The sequence below is a fragment of the Gardnerella piotii genome (assembly GCF_049815665.1).
GTDB lineage: Bacteria > Actinomycetota > Actinomycetes > Actinomycetales > Bifidobacteriaceae > Bifidobacterium > Bifidobacterium piotii.
Window position 1 is genome coordinate 1,407,108 of sequence record NZ_CP187450.1, and the last position, 16,487, is coordinate 1,423,594.

The window sequence follows — 16,487 nt, forward strand, 5'->3', positions numbered from 1 at the left end:
CAATTTTACGCAACGACTGATCGTAGTTTTGGCACAATCCTCGCTACCAACCCGTGTTTAGGTGAGCACACCCACGCTAGAACAAACATAAAAGTCGCGACCAAAACGATTGTTCCGCCAGTGGCAGTGTCTAAACTCCAAGACAAGTACATTCCAAGAATCGAAGAAGCGCACCCAATAGCAGGCGCTAAAATCATCATCTTTCCAAGTCTGTCGGTAAGCAATCGCGCAGTCGCCGCAGGCGTAATCAAAAGCGCTAAAACAAGCACATTTCCGATTATTTGCACAGATACTACTACAGCAATCGCAACTAAAACGTATAGCATTCCATCCAACCACGCTACTGGCAACCCCATTGCGCGGCTTGTTTCGCGGTCCATCGAAACGCATACTAGCTCTTTGTGGAACATCATTAAAAGCGTTACGATTATTAACCCTGTTATTGCTACTACAGCAATGTCGGAGTCTGGGATTCCTGTAATGGAGCCAAATAGGAACGATTCCAGGGATCCTGCATAGCCCGAAGCTTTTGATATTACTACGATTCCAAGCGCAAAGGCAGACACAAAGAATACGCCTATAAACGAGTCTTCGCGAAGCCTGCGATTTTGGCTAAAGATTGATACGATTAGCGCGGTTGCAACTCCTGCGAGCGCGCCGCCAAACAGCAAGTTTCCTTGCAAAACAAACGCGATTGCGAGTCCTGGAAAAACGGAGTGCGCCACTGCGTCTCCAATAAACGCCATTCCGCGCAGCACTACGTAGCATCCTACAACTCCGCATATTACGCTAGAAAGGCACGCCACTATAAGCGCTTTTAGTAAGAACCAAAGGTCTGGGTTTGTAAGGTCTTGTATAAAGTCGATTGGAGATAGCATTATTTTTCTGCCCCGCTTTCATGCGCCATAACGCGCTCTACAGCTTTGATTAGTGGATTTTGCGAATCAACATGGAATGTTTGCACCCATTGATTTGCGTTTAACGATTCTGGAGCGCCGTCTCCTACTATGCTTCCGTCAAAAAGCATGATTCTAGAACACGAGTTTATGGATCCAATTATGTCGTGCGAGCTCATCAAAATCGCTTCTCCCGACTTTGCTAAGTCCAAAAAAAGACTCGTGAGTAGCTCTTGAGTAGGCATGTCTAAGCCTGTAAACGGCTCGTCTAAAAGCATCAATCGCGGCTGTCCTGCGAGAGCGCGCGCAACGAGTACGCGCTGCCTTTGGCCGCCCGAAAGCTCGCCGATTGTGCGATCTCTAAAATCCGCCATTCCTGTGCGCTCAAGAGAATCAAGCGCTATCTTGTAATCCTCTGTTTTTGCGCGACGCACGTAGCCAATATGACGAATGCGGCCCATCATTACTACGTCTAATACGGAAAGTGGAAAATCCCACGCAATATCGTGGCGTTGCGGCACATAACCAACGTTGTTTACTCGCGAATTAATCAAAGATTCACTGCTTTTGTTAGCGTGCACTTCGAGTTTTCCAGAATGCGGTATCAGCCCCATAATCGCGCGGAAAAGCGTTGTTTTCCCAGCTCCATTTGCGCCAAGAAGCCCAACAAATTCGCCACTTTTAATCGTAAACGAAACGTCTTTTACAACAGTGCGACTGCCGTAACTTACGCTTAAGTTTTGCGCGTTTATAACAGTATTCGCGTCCATATTCGCATCCATACTTGCGTCCATATTTCCCTCATCAATCCTCATCGCTTAAATCTCACTTAAATCCAACATCAATCCACCATCAATCTCACTTCAAACACTTTGCCAAAGAATCCGCATTCGCTCGCATCATATCCGCATAAGTTCGCACTTTAGAATCGAAAGCGTCTCCATAAATCGGGCAAACTTTTACGTGCGCTTGCGCCGCAAGCTCTTTAAGCACAGACGAACGCGAGATCAAATTTGGCTCCAAAAACACAGCGGGAATCTCTAAATCGCGCAAAATCTGCTGCAATCTACGCCTATCTTGCACGCTCGGCTCGCTCGAAGGATTAATCGTTACAAATCCTGCAATATTCACGCCGTAAGTCTTACCCAAGTACGCAAAAGCGTCGTGCGTTGTAACCAAATTGCGCTTCTCTTTTGGTATTGACGCAACTTTTTTGCGCATATAAGCGTCTACATCTAACAACTTGTTAATGTACCGATCCGCATTTTCGCGATATTTACGAGCATTTTTAGGGTCCACTTCGCAAAGGCGATCTGCGATTGTGCGCACGTATGCTATGCCATTTTTTACGGATTGCCACAAATGCGGGTCAATATCTCCGTGAACGTGCTTTCCTAAAACTGCTTGCGGAAGCTGATAAATCTTTTGCCTTGCAGCTCCCAAAAACCTGTATCCTTGTTCGGCTGGTATCTCTTTTAGCGCGTTAGTTGGCACTTCTACAACAACATCTTGCGGCTTGTAATACACGCGTTTTGGAGCAGCGGAGCGCTTTTCTTGCAAAGTATCTACGCGGTACACAAATCCGCGTTTTGCTAAGTCGTAAGCCAAATCTGCATGACCTTTGTTCAGAACTACGCTAGCTCCACGTTTTTTGGCTATTTTTTGCGCGTTTACGCCTACAGCAAATCGCATTTTAGCGTTTCCAAGACTAGAAACTACCTCGTTTTGCGCGTTTAGCATGTCGGCGTGCAATTCAAGCGTGTACTCGCCTGGCTTGCTAAACGCCCAGCTTAAATGCGTGTGCGCGTCTGCTGGCAAGTCTATGTGGTCTTCTGCGCTTATTCCGTTTGCGCTGTTAAAGTATGTTTCTACGCTTCCAAAAGTGCCAGTCAAGTATGCGAATAGCGCGCCTGATCCGCTTACTTTCGTTGCCGTTAAGCGTATTCTGTCGGAACGCTTCATGTTGTATGCGTTAGGCTTTATTACGGTTGCGCGGCCTTCTTTTGTTGCGGTAGAAGGCGCATTTGATTGCAAAGATTGGCCTGACTTTTCTAGTTGGCTATCTTGTTTTGAATTTGTTTTTGTTTTATTGAGATTGTTTAGCGAAGCTAACTCACCAGCCGCCGCCGAGGGCGATTCTTCCGCACACTTTTGCGTATTTGCACTTGTAGCGCCTTGCGCGCTATGCGCTTCCTCGCTCGGTTGCGCAGCCATGCGTTCTGTAGCAAGCCCTAGCCAAATCGTGTCTAAAGACACGTCTTCTATCATCGGAATAATATCTGCCGCGTGCTTAACGCTTTCTTCCGCAAGTTGCACATTTGGCACGCCTTTTCGCAAGTTTGCGTCTAAAGCTGTAATTACGCCGTGTTCTTCAAGCATCATGTAGTTGCTAAAAGCCACATCCGCGTACACAACATCTCTAATTGAGCGCAAACGCGGCTCGTACGAATGCGGATCCGCGTTGTCTGGCACAATCGCACTCACATTTGCTGCGTCTCCTGCAACATTCGCAACCATATCTCGCAAAACGCCTGTTGTTGTTACTACATTAATTTTGCCAGATTTTGCGCTATTTGCGTGAAGTACACTATTAGGCACACCGCACGCACCCATCGGCAGCGCGGTTAAAACTGCTAAAGCAGCCGCAGCAGCACGCATCGCGCTCTTTTTACCTACTAAATCAACGATTTTCATCAATTTTACCAACGTTTTCTACGCACTATTTCAAACCCATAAGCGCGCTAAATAAGCCCCCTGCAGGTATTAGTCCGCGTTTGCGTAGAACAAACAATCCAGCTGCGCAAGTTCCAGAAATCGTTGCAATTCCAAGGCTTAAAGCAGTGTATGCAACTACTGGCTTGCGTTGGAACAAGCCTATAATTCCACTAGGTTCTTCGCTTTTAACGCCGCTTCTAAGGCTTTGGCTTAATCCTTTAATTCGCTTTGCGCCGTACTTTGATTGCAAGCCCTTTGACTTTCCTAAAGTGCTTCCAGAAAGACTTACAGACCTGCCAGTTTTGCCCGTTTTAGCAGACTTTGCAAGACCAGAGCCAGACCCAAAGAACGACGACCCTCCGCCAGAATAAGATCCAGCTAGCGAAGTTGAGCCGCCACTATTATTGCCATTGTTACCATTATTTGCATTTGTATTTACATTGGTGTTATTGACGTTACCATCATTCTGGACATTTTCCTGGCCATCTTCCTGGCCATCTACATCTTCATCATCACCATCGCCATCATCGCCATCTTCATCGCTTCCAGCGCTACAACTCATAGGCTTTTCCATTGGATCCACACCAATCGCAAAATGGAAGTCCTTTGCAACTGTTTTTCCATTAGCGCTTACAGCAAGACGAATCGTGTAGTACCCAGACTTTGAAAAATCCCAATTCAAATGCATATGCGTGTTTGCTGGAATAGTGTACGTGCGGTTTCCGCCGCTAGACATAAGCGTTTTAGCTTTTCCGCCTAACGAACCTTGCAACCAAATGCGCACACTACCTGGCCCTTTTACAGATTTAAGGCTGATTTTACTTGGCTTGTGTGGTCTTAAATTCTGGTTACTCCAGCCAACCCATGGCACGCTATTTTTTTGCGTTTGTGGCAGTCTCCACACGCTACCGTCTTTAGCTGATTTTCCAGCATAAAACACAACTTTGCTAGGGTCACGCTTTACGTGGCTTCCAGTCACGTCTTCTTGAACAGCAAATCCTATTCCGTTACCAGTTGAATATGTTGCTAAATCAACGTGACCATGCTTTATGACCAGCTTATTGCCTTGTAAATCCTTAAATTTGGAGCATTTTTTACTTGACTTTTGCTTTTTATTTTTGGATTTAGATTTAGCTTCAGACTCGCTAGCATCGCCACTTTCGCCATCTTCACTGTTATCTTCATCGCCATCTTGATTGGATCCATGATTTGCTAATCCATCTTTTGGCTTTGCACCAGGCCATGGCGTTACGTAAACTCTGTTGTTGTTTCCGTTTATGACTATCGAAGTGGAAGAATCTTCATCATCTTCATCTTCGCTATCTTCAGATTCTTCATCTTCATTGCCATCATCTTTTTTATCTGAATCAGAATGCATAAATTTGTTAAATCCGCTGTAATCGTTAAAACTATTGTCGTCCGCAATAGCTGATTCTCTACTATCTTTACTATCTTTAGAATCCGCGTTTTTCATATCCACTTCAAACGTGTAGTCTTGAACGTCTTTAACAATACTTCCACTTTCAGTTATTGCAGCGGCTTCCATGCTAAGAACATACTTGCCTGCTTTTGTAAACACCCAGCTAACGTGCATATGCTTTTCTGCATCTACATACATTTTGTTCGGAAACTTTGTATTAGGCGTTCCTATAACAGGCGTTATTTCGCTATGAGCGTCTTCTTGGTACGCATACACAGCTCCACCCTTCGGCATAACTGCCTTTTTTATTGCAAAGCGAACAGCAACTATTCCAGCTTTTTTGTCTAATGTTTCTGTTGCAAAACCAGGCCACAATTTACTTGTATCTTGTGTTTGAGGCAATCCCCAAACTGGCACATTTGCAGCATTTTCTGGCAAGAATTTTAAGCCTTCACTAGACTGCTTAGTGTTACTTCCAAGTACAAATATCAATCGACTTGTACTAAACCTGATATGATTACCACTATTGCCTGGGAAGTCATCTCCGCGCGTAGATAAAACAAACTTTCCGCTTTTGCTAATATACGTTGCAAAAGCGTCTGTATGACCTTTGTATACTCTACATTTTGCAATTATGGAAGAATCATCGACCTTTTCATCATCGTCTTTCATAGAAGCATATTTGCAAGCTTCTTCATTTTCAGATTGATTAGAATCTTCATTCTTATTGTCAGAATACTGATTGGAAACTGTAGAAGAACCTTCTTGTGCATCAGATGTATCTTGCCCGTCTTGTTCAGCAGACTCCTCTTGCGCAGCTTCACTCGCATATGCACTACCACAATTGCAGCAGCACATTGATGCCAAGAATCCAAAAGATATTATTGCACTTAAAATCGCGCTTATTAGTCTAAAGCAAATTAATGTTTTATTACGCAAAGTTTTATTACTCAATGTTCTATTACGCATTGTTTTGTCCTAAATTATTAAAAATCGAAGTGTTTTGTTGCGTGTGGGAATCATGCTGATTAATCGCCTTTTGGCGTGCACGCTTGCTCTTTACTACAGCGAATGCAATAAACGCAATAATTATGATTGTTAAAATCGCAAATACAATCATCACAATTTGCGCGATTGCTACAGTGTCGTCGGAGTTGGACTTATGCTTTTTTCTCGAATTATTTGCAAATTTATTGCCATTATTGTTTTCGCTATTAGCTGCATTTTCGCTTCCATTTTCATCCGCGTTTTCGCTGCCATTAGCCTCATCTTGCGCATCCGTTTGCGAAGCTCCGCCTTGATCTGCGCTACCAGCACTTGCGCTTGGCAAAGCAGCCTGCGCGTCCGTTTTATCTCCTACAGCAAAGTTAAGAACGCGAGTATCGCTTACAGCGCGGCCGTTTTTAAGCTTTCCAGAAAAAGTGAGCTTTACGTGGTAGATTCCAGGCTTAGAGAACACCCAATTTACATGCGTGTGCGCGTTCGCTTCAATCCAGCTGTTTTGTGGATATCCTTTAGTGCTATCCCATAATTGCTGTGGAGCATTATTGCCATTTTCCAAGTAAACATGCAATTTTCCAGGACCACTTACGCCATCAAGAGAAAGATTTGCTCCGCGGTCTAGCTCGTTTAGCACTCCGCCTTCTTGCGTATTCCACCCAAGCCATGGAACGTCAGTATTTTGAGTTTGCGGAATCACATAAAGCTTTGTTCCTGGCTTTTCGCCAATAAAACTGTAGGTAGAATCGTTTGGCATTGGAATAATCGAGTTGCTGCCAAGCTTAAATACCACGTTTTCTGGGTCTCTCCAAACTGGCTCATCGCCAGTATCATCGCGGATTTTCATCTTCCAGTTACCGCCCGAAAGCGTTGGCCCAAAATCAGCGTGACCTGCTTGAATCATCACTGGCTGATTGCTTGTTACAGCATTCGCTGACCCAACAAGTGGAGATGGCATTAAAACTGTTGCAATCAACGTAATCGCCGAACATATTGCAGCAATAAACGCGATTGCTACGTGATTCTTATTTTTACTCATTTTTTATCCTTAAGTCCTAAATTTGATTTTGTTATATTAGTGTTTTCTAAAGTTTTGCGAGCAGCTTTCTACAACAGCTTTCTACAACAGCTTTATGCGTGGCTTCATCAAGAATGCGCCAGCTCCCGTTATTGCACACAAGCTCACGCTTGCAGTTCCAACAGCTGCTGCCACACACTTTGTTTTATGGCTATTTTCTTCGCTATTTTCTTGCTCGTCGTCTAATTCACTGTCGTTATAATCGCTAGAATCATTAGAATCTTCGTGACTATTTTTTACCTTCTTGCTACTACTCTTAAGTGGCTTAGACTTTTTTATCACTTTAGATTTCTTTGACTTTCCAAAGCTGCCAAGCCCCGAGAATCCACCGCCTAATCTTCCTGATTTTCCAGCGTTAACAAGCCTTCCGCCAGAAAGAGGTCCAGCAGCAAGTGGCGTTACACTCTGCATTTTGTTTTCGCTTTGATTTTGGCTTCCGCTATTATCGTCATTTTCATCTAACTTTTTGTCGGAATTCTTGTCTAACTGCTTTTTATTTTTCTTGCGATTCTTTTCCAAATCGCTATTGCTTTTAGAATCTTCATTTTGACTATCTTCTGCATCGGTTTCATCGCCATTTTCATCGCCATTATTATTTTCGTCATTCTCATCCGTTACAGATTCATGACTCTTATTCTTCTTGCGATTCTTCGTGTTCTTGCGATTCTTTGTGTTCTTGCGATTCTTCGCATGCTTACGATTTTGCTTGCGATTCTTCGTATTCTTGCGATTCTTATGCGCCCCAGAATTGCCAGCATCGCCAGCTTCCCCATCCTTCCTATCTCTCTTTATGTTTACATTCCAATCGCAAAAATCGTCGTATCCAGCATTCCTATACAAAGTTCCGTCATCCAAAACAAGCGAAGCGCGTATAACAGCATCTTGCATGCTCTTATCAATCACTAAATCAAGCGTGCTTCCTTCTGCCATTGGTATGTTCTTAAACTCTTTTTCGCCGTCTTTTTTAATCATCCACCTGTATTTTTTGACTATGGATGTAACAGGCTTTTCTGGTTCTCCTGCCTTACCATTTACAACAGGCACGCGAGGCGAATACAGCTTTGCATTAAGATGTACGGTTTCGCCAATCTTAACCTTGTTTTTGCCCTTAATTGCAACAACTGGCCTACCGTCGGCTCCGTGATCTTCTACAACAATTTTTGCAGTTGCGCGGTCTTTTCCAAAGTCAAAAAAGCCTTCAGAAGCAGTAACAACAACAGAAACTTGCATATTATTCATTGCAGGCTCTGGCGGAAGTATAAGCCTTTCTCCAATAAAGCAAGTTCCTTCCGTACCCTTTTGCTCATCTGCACGCGTTATGCACCATTCATATGTAGGCCTTTTTATTTCTCCACTTGCGATTTTTTCCTTTAAACCATCCATGTATGTGTAAAGGTTTACGTCGCCGCCTTCTTCGTAAGAATGATAGTGAGGATGAGAGCCCGTTTTTCTAACTCCTAGAATGCATAACTGACCATCTTGGCACTCAGGGTTATCGCTAGGGTCTTCGTCTTTAGTATTTGCATCCAAAACTGGGATTTCCGCTTTTCCGCGTTCTCTAACAACCGAATCGCTCGAAACCATATGGCTGCTATTTGCATCAACTTCAAAAGTATATTTAGCAGTGTCTGTTTTAAGCGTTTTTTGAGTTACTCGATTCTTAATAACCGCATAAACCTCTAAAGTATAAGTTCCAGGCTCTGTAAATACCCAATTCGTATGCTGATGCGTAACCTGCGGCTGATGAATTACGCCTGGAAGCTCAAAACGACTACCTTCTTCACCTTCAACATCGTCTTTATCTTTGTATTCAAAAGACTTAGCTATATGCTCACCCTGCTTATTTTTATCCGTCTCCCATACTAAGACTTTTCCGCCTTTAGGAGCTGTTACTTTTTGCACAACAATGTCTGCAGTTGCTCCATCTGGATTTTCTGCGTCAACAGCGTATCTTGCTATAGACGTATCCCATCCTGGGAATAGCTCTTTATCTTGTTTATTACCAGATTCGTCTAAAAGCCAATAACCTTTTGATGCATCGAATGGTAACTTGTTTTTGTAATTATCAAAAGGCTTAGTGCTATACGAAGAGTTCCCAACCTTCATTGTTACGTTTTCTGGATTGTAAAGCATTGAGTTGGCTTCAAAACCCATTATTAGCTTGTCATTGTGCATAAACGGATAAAAAATATCCATATGACCTTTTTTTAATTCATCCGTTTTATTTTCATAATACTTATAAGACGTTTTATGATCATCCGCGTACGCAGGATTTGCAGCACTGAACCCCGATACCAGCACCGCAAACGCAAGCACCGCAACGCCGCACATCGCGAACGCGCGTTTTACCATATTCTTAATGACCTGAGTCATATTACTGTTTCGCTCTCTACACTTCATCTTCTCTATTTCGCCTATTCGCGCTCTTCTTTCACGAATGACTATTGAAGATATCTTTACAACGTCTATCAATAATAATAATGATTCTCATTAATAGTCAAGTCGACACTCCGATTAAACAAAAACGCTGGCAGCTCAAAGCAACCAGCGTCGATTATTTAATGATTGATTATTTAATAATTATTTATATTTTTAGCTAAGATCTTAGCCTTCTACAATATCTGCATTAAGGCAAGTCTTAAAATGACGTAAAGCCCACTCATGACCTTGTGGATCAAAGCTTGCGACTGCATCTTTGTGAACTACGATTTTGAATCCAAGATTATACGCATCAACAGCAGTGTGAAGCACACAAATATCCGTGCAAACTCCCACCAAGTGCAGCTCCTCAATATGACGTTCGCGAAGCTTGATCAGCAAATCCGTGCCATTAAACGAAGAGTAGCGAGTCTTATGAATGTAATAAACGTTGCTTTTATCTTTATTTGCTTCGTAAAAATCGCCAAGCGTGCCATATAACTTCTGGCCATGAGTTCCAGCAATGTTGTGAGGTGGGAAAAGCTTAGTTTCAGGATGATACGGATCGTTTAGATGATGCGTATCGATTGCAAAAACAACGAATTCGCCAGCGTCTAGAAATTCTTGCGATATCTCTGTAATTCGCTTCTCGAGCTTTTGTGCAGGCTCACCTACTGTAAGAGAGCCGTCACTTGCAACGAAATCATTCGTATAATCAATGTTAATAAGAGCCTTTTTCATACATACTTCCGTTTTTAATTGTGTTAAAGCTACACTTACACACTACTCTTTACGCTAACAAGATTCTTTACACTAACATGTTTCAGCGCAAGTGAGGTAGAGATTCGAGATTTTTCGCAGCTATCGAAGCGAGCCTCAGCGTCGCTAGATGGTGACTCGCTGAGAGAGCAAGAAAAATCGAGAATCTCGCTGATGAGAAACCACGCAAAAGTTTTAGACATTCAGAAGGTTTGATGTATTTCTCTACGAGCAATAAAAGAGGAGCGTAGCGACGGGACTTGCGAGGAGAGAAATACTCAAACCTCGCGCAACAATAAGTAAGGAAATATCTTTCGCGATACGATTTAAGCGAAAAGGCAGGTCGCCGCGCCAAAAAATATTGCTCTAAACCGCAAAATCAGCAACAAAACGCAGAAAATAAAAAAGCGGGGAACAATCAAGTTCCCCGCTAGAAGAATAATGCGGCAGCGTGTTAGTCTCCCACACCCTATCGAGTGCAGTACCCTCACCGTATCAGGCCTTAGCTTCCGGGTTCGGAATGGGACCGGGCGTCTCACCTGAGCCATGACCACCGCAAAACTAGATTATACACTCACTATAAGCGAGTGGCAAGCTGGCGGTTTGGGAACCGGACATGAACGCGAGCAACAAGAAGAACAATCATCAAAATCAACAACTTAACCATAAAATGACCGTTTAACACTCCATACTATCTAAGAGAATTAAACGATAAGCAATACAAGTAGTATCACAATCGCCCATTAGTACTGGTCAGCTCCACCCCTTACAGGGCTTCCACATCCAGCCTATCAACCACGTGTTCTACATGGGGGCTCACACACAAAGTGCAAGGAATGCTAATCTTGGAGCAGGCTTCCCGCTTAGATGCTTTCAGCGGTTATCCCTTCCAAACGTAGCTAACCGGCAGCGCCACTGGCGTGACGACCGGCATACCAGAGGTTCGTCCACCCAGGTCCTCTCGTACTATGGGCAGGTCTCCTCAACATTCCAACGAGCGCAGAGGATAGAGACCAAACTGTCTCACGACGTTCTGAACCCAGCTCGCGTGCCGCTTTAATCGGCGAACAGCCGAACCCTTGGGACCTGCTCCAGCCCCAGGATGCGACGAGCCGACATCGAGGTGCCAAACCATCCCGTCGATATGGACTCTTGGGAATGATCAGCCTGTTATCCCCGGGGTACCTTTTATCCGTTGAGCGATGCCACGTCCGTACGCCGGCACCGGATCACTATCTCCGACTTTCGTCCCTGCTCGACCCGTCAGTCTCACAGTCAAGCCCGCTTGTGCGATTACACTCAACACCCGATTGCCAACCGGGCTGAGCGGACCATTGAGCGCCTCCGTTACTCTTTAGGAGGCAACCGCCCCAGTTAAACTACCCGCCAGGCACTGTCCCTAACACGGATAACGTGTCGAGGTTAGACGCCAGATATGGAAAGAGCGGTATTTCACTTATCGACTCCACGCAAGCTAGCGCCCGCGCTTCACAGCCTCCCGCCTATGCTACACGATCCACACCTAACGACAATACCAAGGTATAGTAAAGGTCCCGGGGTCTTTTCGTCCTTCTGCGCTTAACGAGCATCTTTACTCGTACTGCAATTTCGCCGGGCTCCTGGCCGAGACAGTGGGGAAGTCGTTACGCCATTCGTGCAGGTCGGAACTTACCCGACAAGGAATTTCGCTACCTTAGGATGGTTATAGTTACCACCGCCGTTTACCGGGGCTTAAATTCACCGCTTCGCCAAAGCTAACGGATCCTCTTAACCTTCCGGCACCGGGCAGGCGTCAGAGCGTATACAGCGGCTTACGCCTTCGCACGCTCCTGTGTTTTTGGTAAACAGTCGCTACCCCCTAGCTTGTGCCACCCCCAACAGCTCCGCTTGTAAAAAACATCACCATCAAGGGTCTCCCTTATGCCGAAGGCACGGGAGTAATTTGCCGAGTTCCTTGGCCAGGATTCGCCCGATCGCTTCGGTATACTCTACCAGACCACCAGTGTCGGTTTAGGGTACGAGCGGAATCACACCTCACGTTGAAGCTTTTCTCGGCAAGCAGGATCACCGGAATCAGCCATACGGCCTACCCATCACGCCTCAGCTTAAACATCCCCCGGATTTACCTAGGAGACAGCCCACACGCTTAGCCACGGAAAACCACCTCCGCAGCCGGCTACCTACCCGCGTCACTCCCACGCTAACCTACTACCGATACGCTCCCAACACTAAACCAGAAGAAAACCCCGAAAGGCAATCAACCAGAATAACGAAGGTTAGTACTCTCAGATTCAGTTCGAACGGTGTAACACCGGTACGGGAATATCAACCCGTTCATCCATTCGACTACGCCTGTCGGCCTCGCCTTAGGACTCGACTCACCCGGGGACGACGAACGTGGCCCCGGAACCCTTAGTCATTCAGCGGACAGGATTCACACCTGTCTCTCGCTACTCATGTCTGCATTCTCACTCCCGTATAGTCCACGACAAGTTCACACTGCCGCTTCACCCCATACAGGACGCTCTCCTACCCCGCGTGAAAAAATCACGCAGTCGCGTCTTCGGTGGCGTGCTTAAGCCCCGCTACATTGTCGGCGCGGAACCACTAGACCAGTGAGCTGTTACGCACTCTTTCAAGGATGGCTGCTTCTGAGCCAACCTCCTGGCTGTCTATGCGACTCCACATCCTTTCCCACTTAGCACGCGCTTCGGGACCTTAGACGACGATCAGGGCTGTTTCCCTTTTGACGACGGAGCTTATCCCCCGCCGACTCACTGCCATGATAAACCTAACAGGTATTCGGAGTTTGGCTGCTATTAGTACCCGGTATGGGCCCGCAAGCATCCAGTAGCTCTACCCCCTGTAAGCAATAACATGACGCTGCACCTAAATGCATTTCGGAGAGAACCAGCTATCACGGAATTTGATTGGCCTTTCACCCCTAACCCCAAGTCATCCCCCCAGTTTTCAACCTAGGTGGGTTCGGTCCTCCACACGGTCTTACCCGCGCTTCAACCTGCTCAGGGCTAGATCATCCCGCTTCGGGTCCAGGACATGCGACTAAAACGCCTTTTAAAACTCGCTTTCGCTACGGCTCCCCCACCCGGGTTAGCCTCGCCACATACCACTGACTCGCAGACTCATTTTTCGATAGGCACGCCGTCACCCCACAAGAAGGCTCCGACGGATTGTAAGCGCACGGTTTCAGGAACTATTTCACTCCCCTCCCGGGGTGCTTTTCACCTTTCCCTCACGGTACTAGTACACTATCGGTCAGACAGGAATACTTAGGCTTACCCAACGGTCTGGGCAGATTCACGCGGGATTCCACGAGGCCCGCGCTACTTGGGAATAAACATAAAGAGACATCGCACGACCTGCTACGGGGCCATCACCCTCTACGGCTGGGAATTCAATCCCATTCACATAACACGATGTTTTATCACTCTCCTCAACCCCGTCAGAGGCTGAACAGTCAATCCCACGACCCCGAATACGCAACACCTGACGGTTATCACACGTACTCGGTTTAGCCTGATCCGCTTTCGCTCGCCACTACTCACGGAGTATCCTTTCCTGCAGGTACTGAGATGTTTCACTTCCCTGCGTACCCCCCACAAAAACTGTGGTGACCACCCATAACAGTGGCCGGGTCTCCCCATTCGGAAATCCTCGGATCAAAGCCCACTCGGCAGCTCCCCGAGGCATATCGCAGCCCGTCACGTCCTTCATCGGTCCTGTCTACCAAGGCATCCACCATACGCCCTTACCAGTGATACACCAGTAAAAAGCCTATCGCTTAACTCTCTAGACAATAAATCATCACACTAAACGATCACAAAACGATCAAGCGACTCCACCAAAATGGAGCCGGTTGAAATTGATAAAAGTAAAAACAAGCAAAACCAAAAAAATAGTCTCACTATTCTTACTCGCGTCCACTATCCAGTTCTCAAACCACCAAACACCAAGAACACAAGCCAAAAACAATAAAGCCTCAACCTGTAATCCAAGGGCTAGGACCGCAACCCCAACAAAAGGGGGGTGGCAATCCGGGAACCCAAAAGCATGCCCAACACACTCACAAAACGTTAACTATTGTTTTCCACACCAGTAACCACACTCAACTGAGCGTGCACAAAAACTCCGTAGAAAGGAGGTGATCCAGCCGCACCTTCCGGTACGGCTACCTTGTTACGACTTAGTCCCAATCACGAGCCTCACCTTAGACGGCTCCATCCCAAAAGGGTTAGGCCACCGGCTTCGGGTGCTGCCCACTTTCATGACTTGACGGGCGGTGTGTACAAGGCCCGGGAACGCATTCACCGCGACGTTGCTGATTCGCGATTACTAGCGACTCCGCCTTCACGTAGTCGAGTTGCAGACTACGATCCGAACTGAGACCGGTTTTAAGGGATCCGCTCCATGTCACCATGTCGCATCCCGTTGTACCGGCCATTGTAGCATGCGTGAAGCCCTGGACGTAAGGGGCATGATGATCTGACGTCATCCCCACCTTCCTCCGAGTTAACCCCGGCGGTCCCCCGTGAGTTCCCGGCATAACCCGCTGGCAACACAGGGCGAGGGTTGCGCTCGTTGCGGGACTTAACCCAACATCTCACGACACGAGCTGACGACGACCATGCACCACCTGTGAACCTGCCCCGAAGGGAAACCACATCTCTGCAGTCGACAGGCACATGTCAAGCCCAGGTAAGGTTCTTCGCGTTGCATCGAATTAATCCGCATGCTCCGCCGCTTGTGCGGGCCCCCGTCAATTTCTTTGAGTTTTAGCCTTGCGGCCGTACTCCCCAGGCGGGACGCTTAACGCGTTAGCTCCGACACAGAACCCGTGGAATGGGCCCCACATCCAGCGTCCACCGTTTACGGCGTGGACTACCAGGGTATCTAATCCTGTTCGCTCCCCACGCTTTCGCTTCTCAGCGTCAGTAACAGCCCAGAGACCTGCCTTCGCCATTGGTGTTCTTCCCGATATCTACACATTCCACCGTTACACCGGGAATTCCAGTCTCCCCTACTGCACTCTAGCCCGCCCGTACCCGGCGCAAACCCACCGTTAAGCGATGGGCTTTCACACCAGACGCGACGAACCGCCTACAAGCTCTTTACGCCCAATAATTCCGGATAACGCTTGCGCCCTACGTATTACCGCGGCTGCTGGCACGTAGTTAGCCGGCGCTTATTCGAAAGGTACACTCACCCAAAAGGCTTGCTCCCAATCAAAAGCGGTTTACAACCCGAAGGCCTTCATCCCGCACGCGGCGTCGCTGCGTCAGGGTTTCCCCCATTGCGCAATATTCCCCACTGCTGCCTCCCGTAGGAGTCTGGGCCGTATCTCAGTCCCAATGTGGCCGTCCGCCCTCTCAGGCCGGCTACCCGTCGAAGCCTAGGTGGGCCATTACCCCGCCTACAAGCTGATAGGACGCGACCCCATCCCATGCCACTAAACACTTTCCCAACAAGACATGCGTCAAGTTGGAGCATCCAGCATTACCACCCGTTTCCAAGAGCTATTCTGGAGCATGGGGCAGGTTGGTCACGCATTACTCACCCGTTCGCCACTCTCACCAACCAGCAAGCTGGTCGGATCCCGTTCGACTTGCATGTGTTAAGCACGCCGCCAGCGTTCATCCTGAGCCAGAATCGAACCCTCCACGAAAAACTTCAATGAAGAGCCAACATAAGGCTCCAATATAAAAGAAAAAGACGAGACATTCTTTAAGGAAAGAACATCCCAACAAAAAACCTCACCATCATTTAACCATCTCTCAGGCACCCCACAATCTGTGAGGCTGACAATGAACTGGCAATAATTAACTAATAAGTAGTACAGACACGCTCTTGAGTTCTCAAACCACCACCACACCAGCCGACTCATCAACCTCAACCGAGGAGAACCAGCCGCGCTGAGCAGCAAGAGATAAACTTACACCAAAGCAAGCCCAAAAGCAAATCACACCCAAACCAACAAGCCAAAACCATTGAAACAAAGCCAAAACATCGGCGTGTTGAAAACACGGCTAAAACACGCAAAAAAACGCCACGCAACCAAACACCAACAAAAACACAACAAAAATAATCCAAAAAAACAAGAAAAACACCCCAAAAACCCAAAACACGGGAGTGTTGCAGGATAAATAATCGTGCTAACTAATCAACCTTGCTTAATCAACCTTGC

Annotated in this window: 7 protein-coding genes, 3 rRNA genes and 1 pseudogene; all 11 read right to left on the bottom strand. The window is 46.7% G+C overall.

Features of this window, described 5'->3' with window-relative positions; translation table 11 throughout:
* Positions 1–5 precede the first annotated feature (5 nt).
* Positions 6–878: an anchored repeat-type ABC transporter permease subunit gene (locus ACPEIW_RS05665; protein WP_004115980.1), complete on the bottom strand. Its 873-nt coding sequence runs from the start codon at positions 876–878 to the stop codon at positions 6–8.
* Positions 878–1,711: an anchored repeat-type ABC transporter ATP-binding subunit gene (locus tag ACPEIW_RS05670; protein ID WP_425663563.1), complete on the bottom strand. Its 834-nt coding sequence runs from the start codon at positions 1,709–1,711 to the stop codon at positions 878–880. Before ACPEIW_RS05670 ends, ACPEIW_RS05665 begins: the two co-directional genes overlap by 1 nt.
* Before the next feature lie 43 nt (positions 1,712–1,754).
* A complete protein-coding gene (locus ACPEIW_RS05675; protein ID WP_425663565.1) occupies positions 1,755–3,590 on the bottom strand; it encodes an anchored repeat ABC transporter, substrate-binding protein in 1,836 nt (611 codons plus the stop codon).
* Positions 3,591–3,615: 25 nt separating this feature from the next.
* On the bottom strand, positions 3,616–6,000 hold the full coding sequence (locus ACPEIW_RS05680) for a choice-of-anchor M domain-containing protein (RefSeq protein ID WP_425663567.1): 2,385 nt from the start codon (positions 5,998–6,000) through the stop codon (positions 3,616–3,618).
* Positions 5,996–7,069 (bottom strand): annotated as a pseudogene (locus ACPEIW_RS05685) (choice-of-anchor M domain-containing protein); the annotation flags it as partial. The gene ACPEIW_RS05680 and the pseudogene ACPEIW_RS05685, both read right to left, overlap by 5 nt.
* 81 nt (positions 7,070–7,150) lie before the next feature.
* Complete coding sequence (locus ACPEIW_RS05690) at positions 7,151–9,481, bottom strand: choice-of-anchor M domain-containing protein (RefSeq protein ID WP_425663569.1); 2,331 nt, start codon at positions 9,479–9,481, stop codon at positions 7,151–7,153.
* 231 nt (positions 9,482–9,712) lie between these two features.
* On the bottom strand, positions 9,713–10,267 hold the full coding sequence (locus ACPEIW_RS05695) for a cysteine hydrolase family protein (RefSeq protein WP_004121289.1): 555 nt from the start codon (positions 10,265–10,267) through the stop codon (positions 9,713–9,715).
* A gap of 459 nt (positions 10,268–10,726) precedes the next feature.
* Positions 10,727–10,843, bottom strand: a 5S ribosomal RNA gene (gene rrf / locus ACPEIW_RS05700).
* Positions 10,844–11,009: 166 nt separating this feature from the next.
* Positions 11,010–14,068 (bottom strand): 23S ribosomal RNA (locus tag ACPEIW_RS05705).
* Between the two features lie 372 nt (positions 14,069–14,440).
* A 16S ribosomal RNA gene (locus ACPEIW_RS05710) occupies positions 14,441–15,968 on the bottom strand.
* Together the 16S, 23S and 5S rRNA genes form the textbook arrangement of a ribosomal RNA operon.
* Positions 15,969–16,158: 190 nt before the next feature.
* On the bottom strand, positions 16,159–16,305 hold the full coding sequence (locus tag ACPEIW_RS05715) for a hypothetical protein (protein ID WP_425663571.1): 147 nt from the start codon (positions 16,303–16,305) through the stop codon (positions 16,159–16,161).
* Positions 16,306–16,487 lie beyond the last annotated feature (182 nt).

What these genes read in the sequence shown, in the direction of transcription:
- ACPEIW_RS05665 (WP_004115980.1), bottom strand. Translation starts at nt 878, where the DNA reads ATGCTATCTCCAATCGACTTTATACAAGACCTTACAAACCCAGACCTT.
- ACPEIW_RS05670 (WP_425663563.1), bottom strand. Translation starts at nt 1,711, where the DNA reads ATGAGGATTGATGAGGGAAATATGGACGCAAGTATGGATGCGAATATG.
- ACPEIW_RS05675 (WP_425663565.1), bottom strand. Translation starts at nt 3,590, where the DNA reads ATGAAAATCGTTGATTTAGTAGGTAAAAAGAGCGCGATGCGTGCTGCT.
- ACPEIW_RS05680 (WP_425663567.1), bottom strand. Translation starts at nt 6,000, where the DNA reads ATGCGTAATAGAACATTGAGTAATAAAACTTTGCGTAATAAAACATTA.
- ACPEIW_RS05690 (WP_425663569.1), bottom strand. Translation starts at nt 9,481, where the DNA reads ATGACTCAGGTCATTAAGAATATGGTAAAACGCGCGTTCGCGATGTGC.
- ACPEIW_RS05695 (WP_004121289.1), bottom strand. Translation starts at nt 10,267, where the DNA reads ATGAAAAAGGCTCTTATTAACATTGATTATACGAATGATTTCGTTGCA.